The organism is Aureibacter tunicatorum (genome assembly GCF_036492635.1).
GTDB lineage: Bacteria > Bacteroidota > Bacteroidia > Cytophagales > Cyclobacteriaceae > Aureibacter > Aureibacter tunicatorum.
In genome coordinates this window covers 3,978,776-3,997,679 of sequence record NZ_AP025305.1, presented here as the reverse complement: position 1 = coordinate 3,997,679, position 18,904 = coordinate 3,978,776, and the positions used below count along the sequence as shown (strand labels likewise).

Below are 18,904 nucleotides of genomic sequence, written 5' to 3'. Positions count from 1 at the left end.
AAGTTATAATGACTAGGCATGGATGATTTGAAAAAGGTAGTGCAAGAAGCGGAAGCTTTTTATAAAGAATATATACAAAAGGACAGCAGTTATTCCTATCACAACATTGACCATACGCAACTTGTGGTTAATGCTGTGGAGGAAATAGGAAAAGCTGAGGGTTTGTCTGAATATGAAATTGACCTTGTGACGATTGCTGCTTGGTTTCATGACATAGCCTATGTGGACTTTCCTAAAGAGCATGAGAGTAAGGGTGCCGAAATTGCTGAAAATTTCTTGAAGACCAAATTGAGCCAAGATGAAATTGATCGAATCAAGGCTTTGATTATGGTAACCAAAATGCCTCAAGATCCTCAAAATCATATGGAAATGGTAATGTGCGATGCTGATTTGTCGCATCTGGGGAAGGAGGGCTACTTTCAAAGAGCCGAAAATCTTAGAAAAGAGTGTTGCACGCATTTCAAGAAAGTGAATAAAAAAGAGTGGACAATGCTCAATATTCAATTTTTGATGACGCACAAGTATTTTACGGACTATGCTAAAAAGAACTTTCAACCGCAAAAAGACGAGTATGTCAAATATATGATTGAAAATTTTGACCAGCTGAAAAAGTCGGGAAAGTCAAAAAAAAAATCTGCGGAAAACAGCAATGATGACAAGCCTCGTAGAGACGTTGAAACCATGTACAGGATTGTTATGAGAAATCATACAACATTCAGTGTCATCGCGGATCGAAAAGCGAACATATTGCTATCTATCAATTCGATTATAGTTTCATTCGCAGTTGGTGTTTTGTTTAGAAAAGTGGAAGAATGGCCGGAAATTCTAGTGCCGTCCGTGATTTTCGCGCTTACGGGTTTGATAACTGTGATCTTGACTGTGATTGCGACCAGACCGAATGTGACCAAGGGCAAATTTACCAAAGAAGATATAGAGCAAGATCGTGTGAATTTGTTGTTTTTTGGCAATTTTCACGGGATGAGTTTGGATGAATATCAGCATGCTCTGGAGTATAATACCCAAACGCCAAAGCAAATCTATGATAGCTTGAGCAGGGATCTTTATTATTTGGGAAAAGTGCTTAATTTGAAATACAAGCGATTGCATGTTGCGTTTAATTTTTTCATGTTCGGTCTTACCTTAACAGTAGTTTCATTTATAATATTCTTTTTTCTCCTCAAATAGCAACGAAATACAAAGTTGAGACGTATTTTTCTTCGGTTGTGTAATTATTGGGAGGTTTAATTTAGCATAATAATTTATGGAAAGGGTATCTAATTACCAGGTGCTGAGACATTGGGGAACCTTGTTTTGGTCGCTGATACTTTGGAATATACTTAATTTCTTTTTTTTCTATTTGATATATGTTGTATTTATCGATACGCATAAGTGGCTTGGTTTGCCAAGATTTGATTATGAGTTTATGGGCGAAGCTCTGTTAACTCTTTCATTTTATGGTGGGTCAATTCTAGGAGTATTTGGATGGCTGGTGTCTGTAATTGTAAGCAAGAAGTTTTGGTACAATAAAATGCCATATACGCTTAGATTGCTTTTGAGAATGGCTATTACCAGTCTTTTGTTGATTTTGATAAATAAAGGAAGTGTGATGGTCTTGAAAAACTATCACGAGAGTTTGTACAACTATATAGATGCAAGCAATTTCTTTTACAGCGAGCTGTTCGTCGTTTATTTTGCTTTTATAATGATGTGCTCATTGTTTATGGGAACACTTCAACAGCTTGGAGAGCTATTAGGACCTATTTTTTTCAAAAATGTTATCATGGGCAAATACATACATCCAAGGGAAGAAGAGCGTATCTTTATGTTTTTGGATTTGAGCAATTCCACTAAATTGGCTGAGGAGTTGGGGCATATCAAATACAGCAAATTAATCCAACGTTGCTTTGCCGATATGACCGACGAGATAGTATACCATAGAGCCGAAGTGTATCAATATGTCGGCGATGAAATCGTATTGACTTGGGAGAAAAAGAAGGGACTGAAAAATAACAGATGCGTTAGATTGTTTTACGATATTCAGAAAAAGTTCGAGAGCAAGAAAGATTATTATATGCAGAACTATGGAGTTGTTCCTAGTTTCAAAGCGGGATTAAACAGCGGCTTGGTAACTGGCGTAGAGGTGGGTATAGTGAAGAAAGAGTTGGCTTTTCATGGAGATGTCCTTAATACTGCTTCTAGGCTTCAGCATGTTTGCAAAGAAGCGGGAGAATGTATCTTATTCACATGCGAATTTGGTGAAGAATTGGATGGAGTGTCGCTTAGAAATGTAGGTGTATATCATCTAAAAGGCAAATCCAAAAGCTCGGAAGTATGCACTGTCGACAGTTTGAACACCGATGTAGTTTAAAAAGCATTTGTTAACTATGGAAAAACGCTCACATAATGATTGTGTCGTAAAATTATGCGAAATTCGCTTCGTTATAAATATTGTAATAAACGAAGACATATGAATTTTAGCAATATTAAGCTCATTGTGAGTGATATGGATGGTACTTTGCTTAACTCCGAAGGCAAGTTGGATAGAGATTTTTTTCCGATATTGAAGCAACTGCAAAGCATCGGGATCACATTCGCTATTGCCAGTGGCAGACAATATCAGAATTTGAAATTCAATTTAGAAGATCATCATGAGAATGTTTATTTTCTAGCTGACAATGGAAGCTATATTGTCAAGAATGATCAACAGATTCATGTGGAGTCGCTTACGCGCGAGAAAGCTTTTGAATTAATTCAATTGGCTAGAGAGACAAAAGACTGCGAATTGGTTATTTCAGGAAGAATGAATGCGTATGTTGAATGCAAAGAGGAAAAGTATGTCGAATACGTGAAACGTTTCTTTGAAGATTTGCAAGTATTAGATTCTTTGGAGCAAATTCCAGAAGAAGAGGATATATTGAAAGTAACTATTTATGATCCTTTGAATTCGGAAAAGAATAGCTATCCAATATTCAAGTCATACGAAGATCATTTGAAGGTAAAGGTAAGCAGCGAGTATTGGTTGGATATTTCTGAAGCGGACGCGCACAAAGGGCATGCGGTAGAGATTTTGCAAAAAATGCTAGGCGTGTCAAAAGAGGAAACAATGGCTTTTGGCGATTACCTTAACGATATCGAAATGCTGCAATCTGTTGAATATGGATTCGCAATGGCTAATGCACACCCAGAGTTGCATAAGATTACGCCTCACAGAGCATTAAGCAATGATGAATCTGGAGTCATTAGAATGTTGGAGAAAGTATTGGAGGATCATCAAGTTCAAAATAATTCTTAAAGAAAGCAGCCTATCCAGAATAGCCTTCCAACGATAATAAAATCAATAATTGAAGTGAGCATGTTGGATAAAAACAATGCTCGCTTTCCAAATACCAAACCGTATATACTCCAAAATGCGGCTAAGAAAGCGTAGATCAGCCATGTGACAAAAGATACTCCGTGCGCATAGCCATCATGACTGATGAATATTTTATATAGTTGTGGCATAGCTGCAAAAGGGCCAATCAATCCGATAAACAGCATTACATCTTCTATTCGCTCTCTATGATTAGCATTTTTAATCAGTTCTCTCATAAATGATTTTATTTCGTTAAAGTATAACAGCCCATTCTTGTAAAAGTTGATTAAATTGGAGCTCAATCATTATGTTTTCTTCAACATAAAAACAGTATATTTTTTTATGCGCAAACTTGACAGCATTTTTAAGGAAATTGACAATAATATTGCCACGAGCATGAGCTCGGATAGAAAAGCTTGGGCGAAAAAAATCGTAGATGAGCAACTGTCGCTTGAGCCAATTATTACCATGTTGTCCGAAGATCACCCCAAAGGAGCCAGAGCTTCTTATGTGCTAGGAGATATATGCGAGATCGCTCCTTCGAGACTTGTCCCTTATTTGGTTGATTTGTTTAATAATCGATATGCGATTGATGTGCTAGGTTTTGACAGGTCGTTGGCTAAGTTTTTCAAGCATTCGGGAGTGCCGAATGAGATAGAGGGAGAAGTTTTGGATCAATTGATCAAGTGGATGTCAGACTCGGGAATTAAAGTGGGTACAAAGTATTATAGCATGTATGTCTTGAGAGAATTATGCAACAAATATCCAGAGATAACGAATGAATTTGTAGCGATTTTGGAGGATCAAAAGGAAAGAAATACCAAGACATTCAAAAGAATGGCAATTAAAATCTTGTCTGAAATGAAAAAAGCCGATTCATAAAGTTATGAACCAGCTTTTGTGACATCTATGAGTTATTTTCTAATTATTCATTGTCAAGGAAATGATACCTTCTGAAGGCTTCAATCGCTTCGTATTCAGCAAGACCAAGATCGTTGAATGACTTTGCAGTTGTACGGTTTCTTTCTTCAGCTCTTTGCCAAAACTCTCTTTTGTCATTTCCTTGGAATACGACATTGTCTTTTTGAGATTGGTGGAAGAATATAGCTTGACGCTTGCGGTATAATTCGTCTGGACTGATTGGCACAGCCATTTCGATTTCGTGAGTATCCCACTCATGCCAAGCGCCTCTGTAAAGCCATACCCAGCAGTCTTTCATATACTCTTCGTGCTTCAAGTTTTCAAGCGCGGCGAATATCGCGTCAAGACATACCTTGTGAGTGCCATGCGGATCAGCCAAGTCTCCAGCAGCGAAAATTTGATGAGGCTTAACTTCCTTAATCAAATTCTCGATGATTTCGATATCTTTAGGCCCGATAGGAGCTTTTTTAACTTTGCCTGTTTCATAAAATGGCAAATCCAAGAAGTGAATATTTTCATCCTTAACTCCACAATATCTAGCCCCGGCTTTGGCCTCGCCTCTTCTGATCAAACCTTTGATCAACCTGACTCTTGGAGAATCGACTTCGAGGTTGCTGTTGATTTTTTCGTTGTGATCATTCAAGGTGTTTGAGTATAAATCTTCAGCTGCATTGCATGAATCCTCTCCTGACTTCTTGAAATAGTCGCTTACGAATTCAGAAAATCTTAAAGCGTCGTGGTCATTGACCGCGATATTTCCTGAAGTTTGGTAAGCAACGTGAACGTCATGTCCTTGTTCTGAAAGTCTGATAAATGTTCCTCCCATGGAAATCACATCATCATCAGGGTGTGGACTGAATACGATAACTCTTTTTTGAGAAGGCGCGGCTCTTTCAGGTCTGTAAGTATCGTCCGTGTTCGGCTTACCTCCCGGCCAACCTGTGATTGTATGCTGTAGTTCATTGAACATACGGATATTGATGCTGTAAGCTGAACCTTCTTGAGCTAGCATTGCTGACATTCCGTAGTCATTGTAGTCTCTGTCCGTAAGCTTCAATAGAGGCTTTCCAAGATGCTTGCATAGCCAAAATACGGCTTGCTTTTTCAAAGATTCGTCTTCCCAATCGCAATCTCCTACCAACCATGGAGTTTGGAAGCGAGTAAGTTCGCTGGAAGCCTCTTGGTCTACAACAAATGTTGTGTTGCTGTGCTGTTGAAGGTATGTCGCAGGAACGGTAGTGGAAATTCTACCTTCGACAGTTTCTTTGATAATTGGCGCTTTACCATGTCCCCAAGCCATTAGGATGATTCTCTTGGCGTGAAGGATAGTGCCAACACCCATAGTGATAGCCTTGCGAGGCACATTGTCTATGCCGAAAAAGTCTTTGGCCGCATCTACTCTAGTGATGTGGTCAAGCGTGATGATACGAGTTCTTGAGGTCTCAGTAGATCCCGGTTCGTTGAATCCGATATGTCCTGTTCTACCAATGCCTAAGATCTGCAAATCCAATCCGCCGCATGCTTCGATCTTTGCTTCATAGTTTTTGCCAAAGTCTATGATCTCATCCATGGCAAGAGTTCCATCAGGGATATTGATGTTGTCAGGCTGGATATCCACATGATTGAACAAGTTTTCATGCATGAAGTGCCAGTAGCTCTGAATGTCTTCCTTTTTCATTGGATAATATTCATCCAAATTGAAAGTGATGACATTTTTAAAGCTTAACTCTTCTTCTTTATGCATTCTGATAAGCTCCTCGTATACTTTTACAGGAGAAGAGCCTGTGGCAAGACCCAATACGCATTTTTCGCCTTTGGCGTCTTTTTCCCTGATCAAGTCGGCGATTTCTTTGGCTACGGCTTTAGAGCCTGTGATGGAATCGGAAACGATTTCTGTGTGAACATTTTCAAATCGGGTTTCTTCGCTAAAACCGACTTGTTTGAAACTGATATCTACAGTTTGGGATTTTTTATTTTGCTCTTCCATTTTTTGCTTAAAAATGTATGATATGAATCTATTATCTATGCTAAAATTGACGTAGTCTACAAAGTCTAATGGCCTAATGATCTCAATTGTTTGGCTATGAATCAGATCTCTCTGATGTGTCAAGTTAAATGAAAGAAAAGCCATAAAAATTGGTTCTCATAATCCATTGAATCAAATGCAGACTGTGCCGAAGATACAGATGCTAATAAGCCTTTTTCATAGAAGATTTGGCCGTTAGCAAATTATTGCTTCGGATAGAAAAGGGGCTTTTATTTGAAGGGACTTAAAGATAATATTTTTTATATTCATGGTAAAATATAATTCGTTAATTTTGCTTAAGCATAACTCTGAAATGTGCAAATGTGATATTTCTCAGTTTTTGAAGAGACAAAATGAAGCTTATCATGCTTTGCGTCATGATAAATAAATAATAATGCAGGGTTAATAGCTTTGATCAAGGCAAGAGATTTGAATAGTAATATATTTTTGCATACGATAAGTCCGAAAAACTTAAGGTAGTGAGCTTTTGTATTGCCTGATTATAAAATGGGAATGTTCGAATAGTTATTTTTTGAGATTAAAATGTTCATGAAGCATTTTAAAAGTGCTTTCATATTTAATGCAATGACTATGGTATAATGTAGCTGGCGATTTAAAGAAAGTGCACAACTATATCGCAAAAAAAACGCTCCAAAGATGGAGCGTTTGCAATAATAGAATTAATATGATTAAGCCTCGACAGCTGCATTGTTGCCAGCCATGATAGCTTCGATTTCTTCGACTTCGATTGGAATCCCTGAAGTTAAGTTCACAGGTCCATCTTTAGTGATTACATAGTCGTTTTCAAGTCTGATTCCGATTCTTTCTTCACGAATGTAAATACCCGGCTCGCAAGTGAAAACCATGCCTTCTTGAATAGGAACCATTCGGTTTCCGATATCATGCACATCCAACCCAAGGTGGTGAGCTGTTCCATGCATGAAATATTTTTTGTACAGTGGGTTATCCGGATCCTGATTTTTTACTTCTTCAGCGTCAAGAAGGCCAATATTGATTAGCTCGGCTTCTACCAGCGAAGCCATGTTTTTTTCGTAATCAGTCAGAGAGTTGCCTGGCTTCAATTCTTTTACACCTTCTTTAAGGCATCTAAGAACAGCATTGTACACTTCTTTTTGTCTGTCCGTGAACTTGCCGTTTACAGGAAGGCAACGAGTCACGTCCGAATGGTAATTGCCATATTCAGCTCCGAAGTCCATCAAGATCATATCGCCGTCTTTCAGCTCATCGTCATTTTTTACATAATGCAAAGAGCAAGCATTAAGCCCTGAAGCCATGATAGGCTGGAAGGCATGTCTTCTTGTTCCATTTTTCAAGAATTCATACGTCAATTCGGCTTCCACTTCAAACTCTCTCATGCCCGGCTTTACAGCTCTTAAAGCTCTGTTGAATGCTTTTGTAGCAGTGTTGCAAGCTTCTGTTACCAATTCGATTTCAATATCTGATTTGATGAATCTCAAATCTCTGGTGATACGGCCAACTCTTTCATAATTATGCAAAGGATACCTGTCTTTGCAATACTTGATCATTCGATCTTCACGCGTTTCCATTTGCGCTGAAGCGGTTTTGATATGCTCGTTATGATTGAGGTAAATATTGTCGGCGTGAAAAGCGTTAAGCTGAAGCATGAAGTCGAATTCCTGCAGCCATTGAACATTGCTGATGCCTGACACATCAGTAGCTTGCTCTTTTGTAAGTTTATCGCCTTCCCAAATTCGAATATGCTCATTAGTCTCTCTGATAAATAGCACTTCCTTGAATTTTGGATCTTGAGCGTCAGGATAAAGAAGCAAAATAGTTTCTTCCTGATCAACTCCAGAAAGGTAGAATAGATCGTTGTTTTGCTGAAATCTCATCACATCGTCTGCATTTGTGTACATCACATCATTGGATGAAAGTATAGCGATGGAATTAGGTTTCATTTTTTCAACAAAACGTTTTCTATTCTTTATGAAAAGTTGACTATCTATTTGATTATATCTCATAATAAGCTGATTTATTTAAATCTGAATTATTTCTTTCAATTAACAGAAAACTTGTAAGAATTCAAAGAAAGGAGTGAAGAGAGAAAAGCTTGGTTTCCTTAATTTTCGAATCAAAAGAATCGATTGGGTAAATCAGCGTTTTGGAAAGTATGGCGATCGCGCAAAAAAAGAAAACCGGCTTGATTAAGCCGGTTTTGTAATATCTGGATGAAGCTTTATGTTTATTTGCTGACTTCCATTAGATTAGGAACAAATTGTTTCTTTCTTGATACAGCCCCTTCCAACCAGGCGGTATTGTTGTCAAGTTTGGTGTCAAATGCACTTTCAAATACATCAGTAGCTTTTCCAAGCACAATAGTTTCGGATCCGCTTCTCAAAATATCAGTGATGATGAATACGAACAAGTCATAACCTTCGCTTTCAATTTGCTCTTGAATAGTTGATTCGTATTGTTCTTTTTGATCCAAAATTTCAGCGACATTCACAGTATTGACTTGAGCGATGGCGATTTTATTCGCACCCATCTCAAATTCTTTCATGTCCATGTTGATGATTTCTTTTGTGGACTTGTCTCCGAAGCTGGCTCCGGCGATTAGCATGTCCATGCCGTATTTTTCAAGATCAACGCCTGCTATTTTAGCAAGTTCCTCAGCTGCTTTCACGTCTCTAGGAGTGCATGTCGGAGATTTGAACAACAAGGTGTCCGATATGATGGCGCTTAGCATCATGCCAGCCATTTTCTTTTCAGGCAAAAGATCGTTTTCCTTGTAGATAGTCAACAAGATTGTAGATGAGCATCCTACCGGCTCGGCTCTGATCATCAAAGGCTCAAAAGTGCTGAATTCGCCAAATTTGTGATGGTCGATTACTTCTGTGATTTGAGCTGTTTCAAGACCGTCAACGCTTTGAATGCGTTCGTTATGGTCTATCAAGATTACTTTTTGACGCTCAGTGTTTTCAGCGCCCTCGGCATTAGGATCGACTGTCGCAAGTAGTTTCGGAGCTTCAACGTCAAAGTAGTTCAAAACAAACTCAGTTTCTTTGTTAAGATTGCCAAGTCTGCGTGCTTCTACATTTTCTCCTAATTGCTTTTTCAAAGCTTCGTAAGCCAAAACCGAGCAAATAGAGTCGGTGTCTGGGTTTTTATGTCCAAAAATTAATGCTTTTTCGCTCATCTGTATAAATAAGATATTTATGATTTCAAGGCGCCGAGTGGATTTGTTGGTTTCCTAACGCCGTCAACTTTCAACACGCTAATTTATGAATTTAAACTATTTCAAGCACGCTAAGAGTATTAATATTTTGTTAGAGTGAATGAATTGCTTTATATTAACTGTTTAAGGACTTTTTGAATGAACATTTTTATTTAATGAGTCTTGATGAAATAGAATTATGCAATTATTTTGAGATTATGGAGAAATCAAGACTTTTCAACTCTGAAGAACAACGAGTGCTTGAGGAGATCATCTTGAATCGAAGAGATGTTAGAGGCAATCATTTTTTGGACAAGCCGATAGAAGACGATGTGCTTGAAAAAATATTGATGGCGGGCTTAAACGCACCATCAGTTGGCTTTTCGCAACCTTGGGAATTTGTTGTTATCAAGGACAAGGATATTAGAAACAAAATAAAGAAATCCTTTGAAACGGAATCCGCGAAAGCTGCCGAACTATTTGAAGACGAAAAACAAAAGGAATATATCAAACTCAAGCTGGAGGGAATCACAGAGTCCCCATTGAATATAGCTGTGTATTATGTGCCGAAAAAAGGACCTGTCTTGGGGCAAACATCCATGCCTGACATGGGGCGTTTTAGCGTTACTTGCGCTATACAGAATATGTGGCTTATGTCTAGAGCTTTGAATGTGGGCATGGGTTGGGTAAGCATTTTAGACCCTAAGGAAGTAGCGAAAGTGATTAATGCTCCGGATTCACATGAGTTAATAGGTTATTTGTGCTTTGGTTATACAGACATGTTTTATGAGAAGCCTGAGCTTGAAATTTTAAAGTGGGATGAGCGAAAGTACAAAGACGATGTCGTATTTTATGAAAAATACCAATAAGGTTTGTCATTTTGAGATATGGAACAGATAAGAAAAATCGCTTTAATAACTGGAGCTTCATCTGGAATAGGTAGAGCAACGGCTGTGCAGTTGTCTGAAGCTGGATATGACTTAGTGCTTTGCGGTAGAAGAAAGGAACGATTGGAAGAATTAGCTGCCCAATTGAAGACTGACACCGTTTCGTTGGTGTTTGATGTGAGAAATAAGTCATTGACTTTCGACACTTTGAATGGACTGCCTGAGGAGTGGAAAGCAATTGATGTATTGGTTAACAATGCGGGCAATGCGCATGGGCTTGAGCCTATTCAAGATGGCGATGTTCAGGATTGGGATATGATGATTGATGGAAATGTGAAAGGATTGTTATATGTCTCAAAAGCTGTGATGCCTTGGATGATTGAAAGGAAGAAGGGGCATATCATCAATATTAGCTCAGTCGCAGGAAAACAGACATATGCCAACGGCGCTGTTTATTGCGCGTCAAAAGCCGCCGTTGAGAAAATCAGCGAAGGCATGAGGCTTGACTTGTTGCCGCATGGAGTCAAAGTAACCAACATTGCTCCCGGAGCAGTGAATACGGAGTTTTCAGAGGTTCGTTTTAAAGGGGATGAGGCTAAATCCGAGGCGGTGTATAGAGGATATGAGCCATTGATCGCAGAAGATATTGCCGATGCGATCACTTATGTGGTGACCAGGCCTGCTAGAGTGCAAATAGCGGATATGACAATTTTTCCTTCGGCGCAAGCATCGGCGACAAGCTTTTGGAAAGATGATTGATTCTAAGCTTTACCATTAATTAGGAATTGATTTAGGTTGATGATTTTTTTTTCAATCAGTAAGTTGATATTAATTTCGAATAGGGCAAAGAATTATAATGTTAAGAAAACGTGCAGGGCGAAATTCCAACGTTATAAGAAAAAATTTCAAGAAAAATTTATATCTGATTGGATTGGCGTGATTGAGCAATGGTCAGAAGCAGTTGTCGAAAAATCGCCCGCATGTTTATAAATTTTAACGTATATATTTTATGTTTTTTTCATTGCAATCAAATTCTTTTGATAGAGTGAATTTCAAACGCTGGATTAATTAATTTTCGTATATGCTTATCAAAAAAATATGCGCGAATAAGTTTCATCAATAATAGTTGGCCCTATTTAAGAGAATTAAAGGTAAATAATACAAGTCCGACACAGCTCATGGCATGGTCGGGTTTGATATTTAGTTTAATTTTCTGTTCATTAAAATGCTTGTGGCTGTGGCTCTTGAAAGCTGATAATAATCTACATATAGTATATTAGGGATGTAACCTTGAGCGTTAGCTTCTAGCTTCTTCATTTCTTTCCCTAAATTGGCATTCGCAGGCCTTGAGTAAGAAAAAACATCAGTGATTGGAGTCAAAGTCCATGACATTAAAAACATATCGCAGGCAATTTGACCATTTTGACTCATGCCGTTGAATTGGTGAAATTTGCTTATTTGGTCGTTCTTCATGGAGTTGTAGTCAGTTGTGTTGGAGTATTTGTCATAAACGATTAAATCTCCATTGATGGCATCAGATGAATCCCAGTCCCTATAAGTGTGAATCCCTTCGGACGGGAACTCAACGGGATAACTTTCGTCATTTACAATCAAAACAGTGCCTTGCTCTTGTATTAATTCGTCTAGGCTTAATTCTCCCACTCGCTTGGAGTAAGCATTGTCAAACAAGTAAGGTGATAGATGACTTTTGATTTTATTGATTAGAGTTGAATATACTTGAGCGTTGAAATTCTTAAAGTGGGAGAACTTGAGAATGACAAGTTCTTTTCTTCCTTCATCCATATATCTTCTGACATCCGAAAGCACTTCATCCACTTTAGGGCCTGTCACAGGTCCATGGAAAATGTTCATGTCTTCATCAGGACGCAAGTCAAAATATCTTACTCCGCCTTTAAGCTGTTCATACAAGTTTTGGTCTTGAGTTTGGCCTAAGCTGCTCGGATACATACCTGCGTCGTGGGATCCCGGCAAAACAATTTCTCCCAACGTTTTATTCGCTATGACACTGTGCAAATCTCTCATCCAGTTTTCATGATCAGTATAAAGCGCGCTTGATGACCAAATTCCCCCAGTACTGGATTCTGATTCGTGAGTTTGAGCGATGTAAGTTTCATTAGCGTCTACAGAGCTATTGTTGCCAGTGTCAAAATATTCGCTGGATCCTTCCCATTCTATTTTTCCATTGGCGATTTTGCCTTTCATTTGCCATAAATCGTTTTTCAACCCTTCGGATGTGTGTGTTTCGAATACCGTTCCGTCGTCAAGCAAAGCAACGGATGGTTGAGCGCCCGATTGGTAGAAAATTGAAGGCCCCCAAATTATCTCGCCATTTTGCATGCTTCCCACGTGATAGTAGAGGTTGCCAGTTGTTTCAGACTGATGGACTTCGACGATTTGTCCTGAATTATTGATGGCGACAGAAGGTTCTTTTCCACTATCGTATTTTTTTGTACTTGACCAAGATACGGAACCAGACGCATTAAGTGTGCCTGTTTTATAGAAAAGGCCGTAGTTGCTTTGTGATTTATGAACTTCTACGATTCTGCCATTGTCATTGATTGTTATTGAAGGAGTGGAACCTTTATCATATTTTTTTCCGCTTTTCCAGTCTATGCGATTGCCGTTTAGCGTGCCAATTTTATACCATAGATCGCTTGTGAAGATGTTTGATGTTTCATGCACAGAGATAATTTTTCCGTCATTTGTCATGTCAATTGAAGGCTTTTTGCCATTGTCATACTTATTGCTTTCCGACCAATTGATTTCGTTTTGATCCAGTTTGCCGACATGATACCAAATAGTGCTTCCTCCTCTGGATTGATGCGCTTCAACGATATTGTTTTGAGTGTTCATTGCGATATCTGTTCTTTGACTGTATCCGTCAAGTTCGGTGGAAAGTCCCAATTGATGGATTTTCAGCTCAGGAGCGAAAGGAACTGTCATCATTTGGATTCCATTGTTTGAGTAAGTGTTAGAATTTCTCGCGTTGGAAACCTCTTGTTCCATTTCTTGTTGGCAGGAAACTGAAGCGAATAGCATAGATGCTGCTAAAGAATGAAATAGTAATTTTTTCATAATCGTAGTTTTAGTTTAGCTTAAAATACGACTGCTATAAGGTGAAAAAATGTGGTTTTCGGTGCAGTAAATCAGAGGGTTAACCTAATAATTACTTTGAGGAAATAGTTTTCAAGGTTAAAACGATAGCTTTTTGATAATTGTATTTTCATTTTCAATGAAAAAATAATTTAAAAGGAATGGATAAAATTAAAATATTGTATTATTTACCTCCTCAATGTGGTTTTGTTGGTCTGAATTTGTTTTTGTGTCCAAAATAAGTGTTTGTGTTTTAATTTGATTTAAATATAATGGAATACTATTGAGGTAGATGGATTGATCTTAATTTTCATCTCAAGTATTTTCATACGTGAGAATTAACCATTTTGGAAACTGACTAGCTATTTAAAGTGGTTAATGCGTGTTTGAGTTAGTTGGAATTTTATTACTGTAAATCCAAATCGAGTCGTTGGCTTTGGTCGTCAAGTTTTTACAAAGCTCTTTGTTTGAAAAAATGGAATCTGGAATATAAAGCTTGTTGTTTTTGACTTTGAAATTGATGTTATAGGCTTTAAGCACGATTTGCAAATGATTCATGAAAGACGAGTCATTATTGATTGAGGATGTATGGTAGTTGTTTTCGCTATCATCTGTTACTTTTTTAAATTCCACATATTTTTGTGGGGAACAAAGTTTTAGGTAAATGATGCTGGTTGTTAAAAAAATGAGTTGCAGGGCAATACTTTTCATGGTTTTGTAAGATATAAATAGCGAACAGAAAGTAGTTGAACTCTCTGTTCGCATGATTTAATAATAACTAAAATTATCTGCCAGATGAGTTGTTGGAATCGCTTGAATTTTCATTAGGAGTATATTCACTGCCATTGATTTTCCACGAGCTATTCATCCATTTAGAATTTTCAAAATCGTATTTGCCAGTATAATCAAACCTCCAGAATGCTTCCATCAAGAAGGATTTGGCACCTCCGCATTTTTCCAAATACAAACCGTCAGAATCGCTAACCCAACCTGTGCCTGGAATATAAAACCCCATGCCTTTGTTCCAATTATAATCGTCTGACCATCGAATATTCACCGTTCCGGTAATGTCTATAATATCTTCTGATCGAGACAATCGCATCTCCACATTGCCTTTCATATCACTAGCTCCGCTGGCATAAGACAGTTCCGAGGACATATTGTAATTTTTAATATCAGCATCCCAGTAATCTGATTTGCTTACAGTTTTTCCTTTTTCAACGTCTTTAACCCAAGCGTTCAGGTTTCTATTTTTTGTATAATTGAGTATTCGACTTTCCGCATTGGTAATTGAAGCGAAACTTCTAAGCCAACTAACGCTAAGCGTTCTAGTGCTTCCGCTGCCATTGAGAAAATGTTGCAAATTGTCCGCAGCCACATTTTGTCCGATGTTGCGAGCATTTTCGATCATCGACTCGAATTTCTTTTTCAGCTCTTTTACTTTTTTTTGATCGCAACTCATTGCTTTGGCTGTAGCGACTACTCCTTCGCCGATCCATGTAGCGGAGCCTTCCGCATACCATTCAGAGTACTTAGCATCCCAAGGGTTTGCGTATTTTTTAAAATCACCCATAATTCATTCGTTTAATGATTACCAATAATTTTAATTTTCTTCGCATTCGCATGGAGCTTCGCAGCAGTCCCCAAAGACTTTTTTATAAAGCTTGGCTCTGTCAGCTGAATCTTCGATGCCGTCAATAACTTTTATAGCTTGCTCAATTTTTTGATTGTTCAAAGCGGCGTTTACAGTAGCTTCGTTTTGCAATTTCATATTATAGCAATCCAGTGCTTCTCCTTGACCAAGCAGAGCATCTACCACAACAGACGGAGTTCTAAGTATGCGGTGCGTAGTGTTAACGATGATACCATTTACAAACTTGCCTCTGTACTCATGGTTGATATCTTTTTTGACCCTTACATATTCAACGTTTTGATCGCCTTCGCCTGGATTGATGCTGTTGTTAAGCTTTTGGCTTACCTTTTCGATTAGGCTATGCTGAGTTCCCTCATGATCAGAAATACTTGAAAGCTGTGTGTAAATTTGATTAAGAACAGTATTCGCTGATTTTTCGTCAGCCATTACTTCATTAAGCATATCTTTCAATCCAGACAGTTTGCATGATTTTCTTTGGGAAGGAAAGCCTGTCGAATATGTAAATGAAACATCATCGATATAGGTAATGCTGATGAATTCTTGCAATAGTTGTCTGAATACAAAATTAAGCACTCTGCTTTTGTTGATGTTTTCAAGCTCTCTTACGATGCTTTTTTCATTTTCAGAAATATTTGTTGATTGCGTTGAAGTGTTTACTTCCACCTCTCTAAGCGTATCAGCTTTGGAAGTATGTCGACTTGTATTGTTTACAAGTATCCCAACTTGTGACTGAATAGCTTCATTTACTGTTGTTGTCGTAGCGTTAGTACCTCCGCCACCTCCGCCACCGCCAATTTTGAAGAAGCCTAGGTCTAATCCGAGGCTGCCCCCAGCTTTCCAATTGCCTGTTGTAGCTACCGTTTCAGATCTGGAAAGGTTTGTAGCAAATTCAACATCATTTTCTATCATGGATTGCAGGTCTTCCGCACTGGATTCGCTGTAAGAGTCCAAGACATTTTGCGCAAGCTTTTTAATGCTTTCTTGGTATTGGTAACTGCGAATGCTAATAGTCGTTTTCTCTCCTGGAAGCAAGCTGAAGGTTCTAAGTGTTCTTCCAGCTCCATAATCGCCTAGATAAGAGCTCATTTTGAGATGAAGCACTATACTTATTCTTGGGTTTGCTTTAGCAGGCTTTGGAATGTATAAAATTTCGGGTATTCGCGAGAATCTTTGTCTCATTACAGGCATGTATCCATCGAGAATTCTGTCGGCAATGAAATTGTTGTCCTCAACTTTGAACGCGTTAGCTGAAACCGCATTTGTTGATGGCTTTTTGAGCTTGAGGTCAAAAGGCTGTGTTTTTTCCGCCAACTTTTTTTCGATCACAGCTGTTTTGACTTCATCATTGGTTTGAATCAAAGGGATTTTCGGCGTAAGCGGAATGTTTAAATCCAGCCTTTTTAATAGATCCTCTTTTGGAGTTTTTAAAACCAAGTCCCAATAGTCGTTGATTGGCTCTTTTCTTTGATTTTCTTTGAAGTGCTTCGGATCGATTTCAATACCTAAAAAACTGGTAGCATCGTAAGTTGTTGATTGCGGTAAATTGTAGTTTAAAATTGACGCTTTGCCATTTTCATCTAGTTTTGTGAATGGCTCTTGTGAATTGCATGAATGTAGCTTTTCCATGTTTGTTTTGTTAATTGGAATGTTATATATATTATAAAATGAAACGGAGGATCTAATTTGCTATGCTTAAAGTAGGATTCGTTAAAATCAAAAAAAAAACCAAATAATAACATTTCAAATGTATGGGGAAGTTGTTTTCGTTCCAAATAAACAAGGTATTTTTTTTATAAAAAATTAAACTATAGTGATTTTATTTTGCTTTTAATTATTAGAAAAGTTTATATTATATGTCTTTATTACTCAATTTGAGATGATTAGGATCTTTAATTCTTAGAGAGAAATAATATTTATTGTAAATAATTTATATGATGAGTTTTAAAAGATAATTTATGCTATACTAATTATTGAGTTTGATGAAGATAGTCTTATGTTTGAGTAATACTATAATTAACCCCTAGGTTTCCTTTATTTTTAAAAGATTATTTTAGAATAGACAGGGCAGTCTTAATTTTTTTCGATCAAGAGAATTTTTTGGATTAAGCATGAACTGATTTAGGATGAAAATATTTTTTTAAAGTTTGAGAATGTAAAAAAATCAAGTGGTGTAAAATTAGGTTTTATCTTTTGTTTTGGTCACTCCATTTAAGCTATTAGTGTATATATGATTTACATGTAGAATAGTAAATCGAAAAATTATATCTAAAATGAAAAGCTTTTAATTTAGTTGCACAGATGTGCATTGTGGATAAATGGACTTTTATCTTCGATTATTTTTTCAACTGGAATCTAATTTTGAAAATTCATCTCTAATTTTCTAAAAATCAAATAGATATCAACGAACTTGTCCACATTTTGGTGGATAAGTAAATTGATTTCAAGTCGAAATACGCAAAATTTGATTGATGGACAGTTTTATCCACAGCGTTGACATTGTTTTTGATGATTATCGAATCTGATTTATAGGATTATCAGTTACTTTTCCACATTCTGATTTATTGAAATATAAAGCGTATTCCTTCCCAAAATTCAAAATCATTGAATTTTCATCCTCGACTATTTCCGTTTCATTAGTTGGAAATTCCGTTTGACTGTTTTTTGACTTTTCACTGGGTGCTAAGCCAAGTACTTTTGGACTCATTCAATAAACCAAACCATACATGAGATTAATATTTTCATTAGCAATTATAATGGTTGTTCTGACGAGTTGCTCCGAGGAGAAGTCTTCAAAAGAAAATGCAGTTCCAACTGTGAAAACATTTGAGGTAGCTTATAATGATGAGTCGTCAAATAAAAGTTTCTCGGCCGTAACCAAGCCAAAACAAGTTAGCGGCCTTTCTTTTAGAATTGGAGGAGTGTTGTCTCCTGTGAATCTGAAAAGCGGGCAGTATTTCAAAAAAGGCCAATTGTTGGCTGAAGTTGATGCCAGAGATTATAAAATAGAGCTTGAAAGAGCGGAAGCCGTCTACATACGGGCAAAGGCTGAATACGATAGATACAGAGAATTGGTCTCTATTGATAATGTGTCCAAAAGCACGTTTGACAAAGTGGAGGAAGAATACAAGCGAGCAAAGGAAAATCGTAAAAAGGCTAAGAACGCTTTAGGTGATACAAAACTGCTGGCTCCATATGATGGGTACGTGCAGGAAGTGTTTGTGGATGGTTATGACGAAGTAAGAGCCAAGCAGCAAATTTTGACATTTATTGATCTTAGCGAGTTGGAGATAACAGCTAGAGTGTCTGCCGAGTTCGCTTTGAAACCTGAAAATATCACTGGTTTGGCGGTGAAGTTCGACGATATCCCAAATCAAACAGTTCCTGTTACATTAAAGAATATCTCCAAGAGCACAGACAAGACAAATCTATCTTACTTGTTGACAGGTGTGATTGACAATAGTTTGTATGAAAAGCCATTGTTGGGAGGTTTGTCAGGAGTGTTGACATTGGAAAGCCAAACTGCGCAATCTAATTTGAGCGTGCCGGTAACTGCTTTAATGAATGACCCATCTAAAGGAACTTTTGTGTGGAAGCTGGAAGCTGGAATAGCTAAAAGAAGATCCGTGAAAGCGGGAAAGCTAATGGGAGATAATCATGTGGAGATTCTTGAAGGCCTGTCTCCGAAAGACAAAGTGATTAGCGCCGGAGGACAGAAAATTCAACAAAATCAGCAGGTTCAAGAACTATAATTTTT

At 37.7% G+C, this 18,904-nt stretch carries 15 protein-coding genes; 7 read left to right on the top strand and 8 right to left on the bottom strand.

The window, feature by feature from the left end; all coding sequences use genetic code 11:
* Positions 1-18: 18 nt before the first annotated feature.
* From AABK36_RS16820 to AABK36_RS16810, 3 genes are all read left to right on the top strand, one after another.
* Positions 19-1,185 (top strand): Pycsar system effector family protein, encoded by a 1,167-nt coding sequence (locus tag AABK36_RS16820; protein ID WP_309940155.1) that lies wholly within the window; start codon positions 19-21, stop codon positions 1,183-1,185.
* 76 nt (positions 1,186-1,261) lie between these two features.
* Positions 1,262-2,368 carry an adenylate/guanylate cyclase domain-containing protein gene (locus AABK36_RS16815; RefSeq protein ID WP_309940156.1) on the top strand — a complete coding sequence of 369 codons (1,107 nt, stop codon included), beginning with the start codon at positions 1,262-1,264 and terminating at the stop codon, positions 2,366-2,368.
* A gap of 99 nt (positions 2,369-2,467) precedes the next feature.
* Positions 2,468-3,292, top strand: coding sequence for an HAD family hydrolase (locus AABK36_RS16810; protein WP_309940157.1), 825 nt, complete (start codon positions 2,468-2,470; stop codon positions 3,290-3,292).
* Here AABK36_RS16810 and AABK36_RS16805 read toward each other — a convergent pair.
* Complete coding sequence (locus tag AABK36_RS16805) at positions 3,289-3,588, bottom strand: hypothetical protein (RefSeq protein WP_309940158.1); 300 nt, start codon at positions 3,586-3,588, stop codon at positions 3,289-3,291. The two genes, AABK36_RS16810 and AABK36_RS16805, sit on opposite strands and share 4 nt — an antisense overlap.
* Before the next feature lie 106 nt (positions 3,589-3,694).
* Between AABK36_RS16805 and AABK36_RS16800 the strand changes: the two genes are divergently transcribed.
* On the top strand, positions 3,695-4,234 hold the full coding sequence (locus AABK36_RS16800; protein ID WP_309940159.1) for a hypothetical protein: 540 nt from the start codon (positions 3,695-3,697) through the stop codon (positions 4,232-4,234).
* Between the two features lie 43 nt (positions 4,235-4,277).
* Here the strand turns inward: AABK36_RS16800 and nagB are convergent, their stop codons facing one another.
* The 3 genes from nagB to AABK36_RS16785 all read right to left on the bottom strand — a co-directional run bounded on the left by nagB (position 4,278) and on the right by AABK36_RS16785 (position 9,477).
* Entirely contained in the window at positions 4,278-6,404 is a 2,127-nt protein-coding gene (gene nagB, locus AABK36_RS16795) for a glucosamine-6-phosphate deaminase (RefSeq protein WP_309940160.1), read from the bottom strand.
* 584 nt (positions 6,405-6,988) lie between these two features.
* Positions 6,989-8,302 (bottom strand): aminopeptidase P family protein, encoded by a 1,314-nt coding sequence (locus AABK36_RS16790; RefSeq protein ID WP_309940161.1) that lies wholly within the window; start codon positions 8,300-8,302, stop codon positions 6,989-6,991.
* 221 nt (positions 8,303-8,523) lie between these two features.
* Positions 8,524-9,477, bottom strand: a complete 954-nt coding sequence (locus tag AABK36_RS16785) for a manganese-dependent inorganic pyrophosphatase (RefSeq protein ID WP_309940162.1) — start codon at positions 9,475-9,477, stop codon at positions 8,524-8,526.
* Positions 9,478-9,671: 194 nt separating this feature from the next.
* Between AABK36_RS16785 and bluB the strand changes: the two genes are divergently transcribed.
* Together bluB and AABK36_RS16775 are read left to right on the top strand one after the other, a co-directional pair.
* Positions 9,672-10,364, top strand: coding sequence for a 5,6-dimethylbenzimidazole synthase (gene bluB / locus AABK36_RS16780; RefSeq protein ID WP_309940163.1), 693 nt, complete (start codon positions 9,672-9,674; stop codon positions 10,362-10,364).
* A gap of 27 nt (positions 10,365-10,391) precedes the next feature.
* On the top strand, positions 10,392-11,141 hold the full coding sequence (locus AABK36_RS16775; protein WP_309940439.1) for an SDR family NAD(P)-dependent oxidoreductase: 750 nt from the start codon (positions 10,392-10,394) through the stop codon (positions 11,139-11,141).
* Between the two features lie 441 nt (positions 11,142-11,582).
* Here the strand turns inward: AABK36_RS16775 and AABK36_RS16770 are convergent, their stop codons facing one another.
* From AABK36_RS16770 to AABK36_RS16755, 4 genes are all read right to left on the bottom strand, one after another.
* On the bottom strand, positions 11,583-13,478 hold the full coding sequence (locus AABK36_RS16770; protein ID WP_309940164.1) for a PI-PLC domain-containing protein: 1,896 nt from the start codon (positions 13,476-13,478) through the stop codon (positions 11,583-11,585).
* Between the two features lie 393 nt (positions 13,479-13,871).
* Complete coding sequence (locus tag AABK36_RS16765) at positions 13,872-14,207, bottom strand: hypothetical protein (protein ID WP_309940165.1); 336 nt, start codon at positions 14,205-14,207, stop codon at positions 13,872-13,874.
* 73 nt (positions 14,208-14,280) lie between these two features.
* The gene (locus tag AABK36_RS16760; RefSeq protein WP_309940166.1) at positions 14,281-15,069 is read right to left on the bottom strand and encodes a hypothetical protein; all 789 of its coding nucleotides are present in this window, start codon (positions 15,067-15,069) and stop codon (positions 14,281-14,283) included.
* 30 nt (positions 15,070-15,099) lie between these two features.
* Positions 15,100-16,776: a hypothetical protein gene (locus AABK36_RS16755; protein ID WP_309940167.1), complete on the bottom strand. Its 1,677-nt coding sequence runs from the start codon at positions 16,774-16,776 to the stop codon at positions 15,100-15,102.
* Positions 16,777-17,873: 1,097 nt separating this feature from the next.
* Here AABK36_RS16755 and AABK36_RS16750 point away from each other — a divergent pair.
* The gene (locus AABK36_RS16750; RefSeq protein ID WP_309940169.1) at positions 17,874-18,899 is read left to right on the top strand and encodes an efflux RND transporter periplasmic adaptor subunit; all 1,026 of its coding nucleotides are present in this window, start codon (positions 17,874-17,876) and stop codon (positions 18,897-18,899) included.
* The last annotated feature ends 5 nt before the right edge of the window (positions 18,900-18,904 follow it).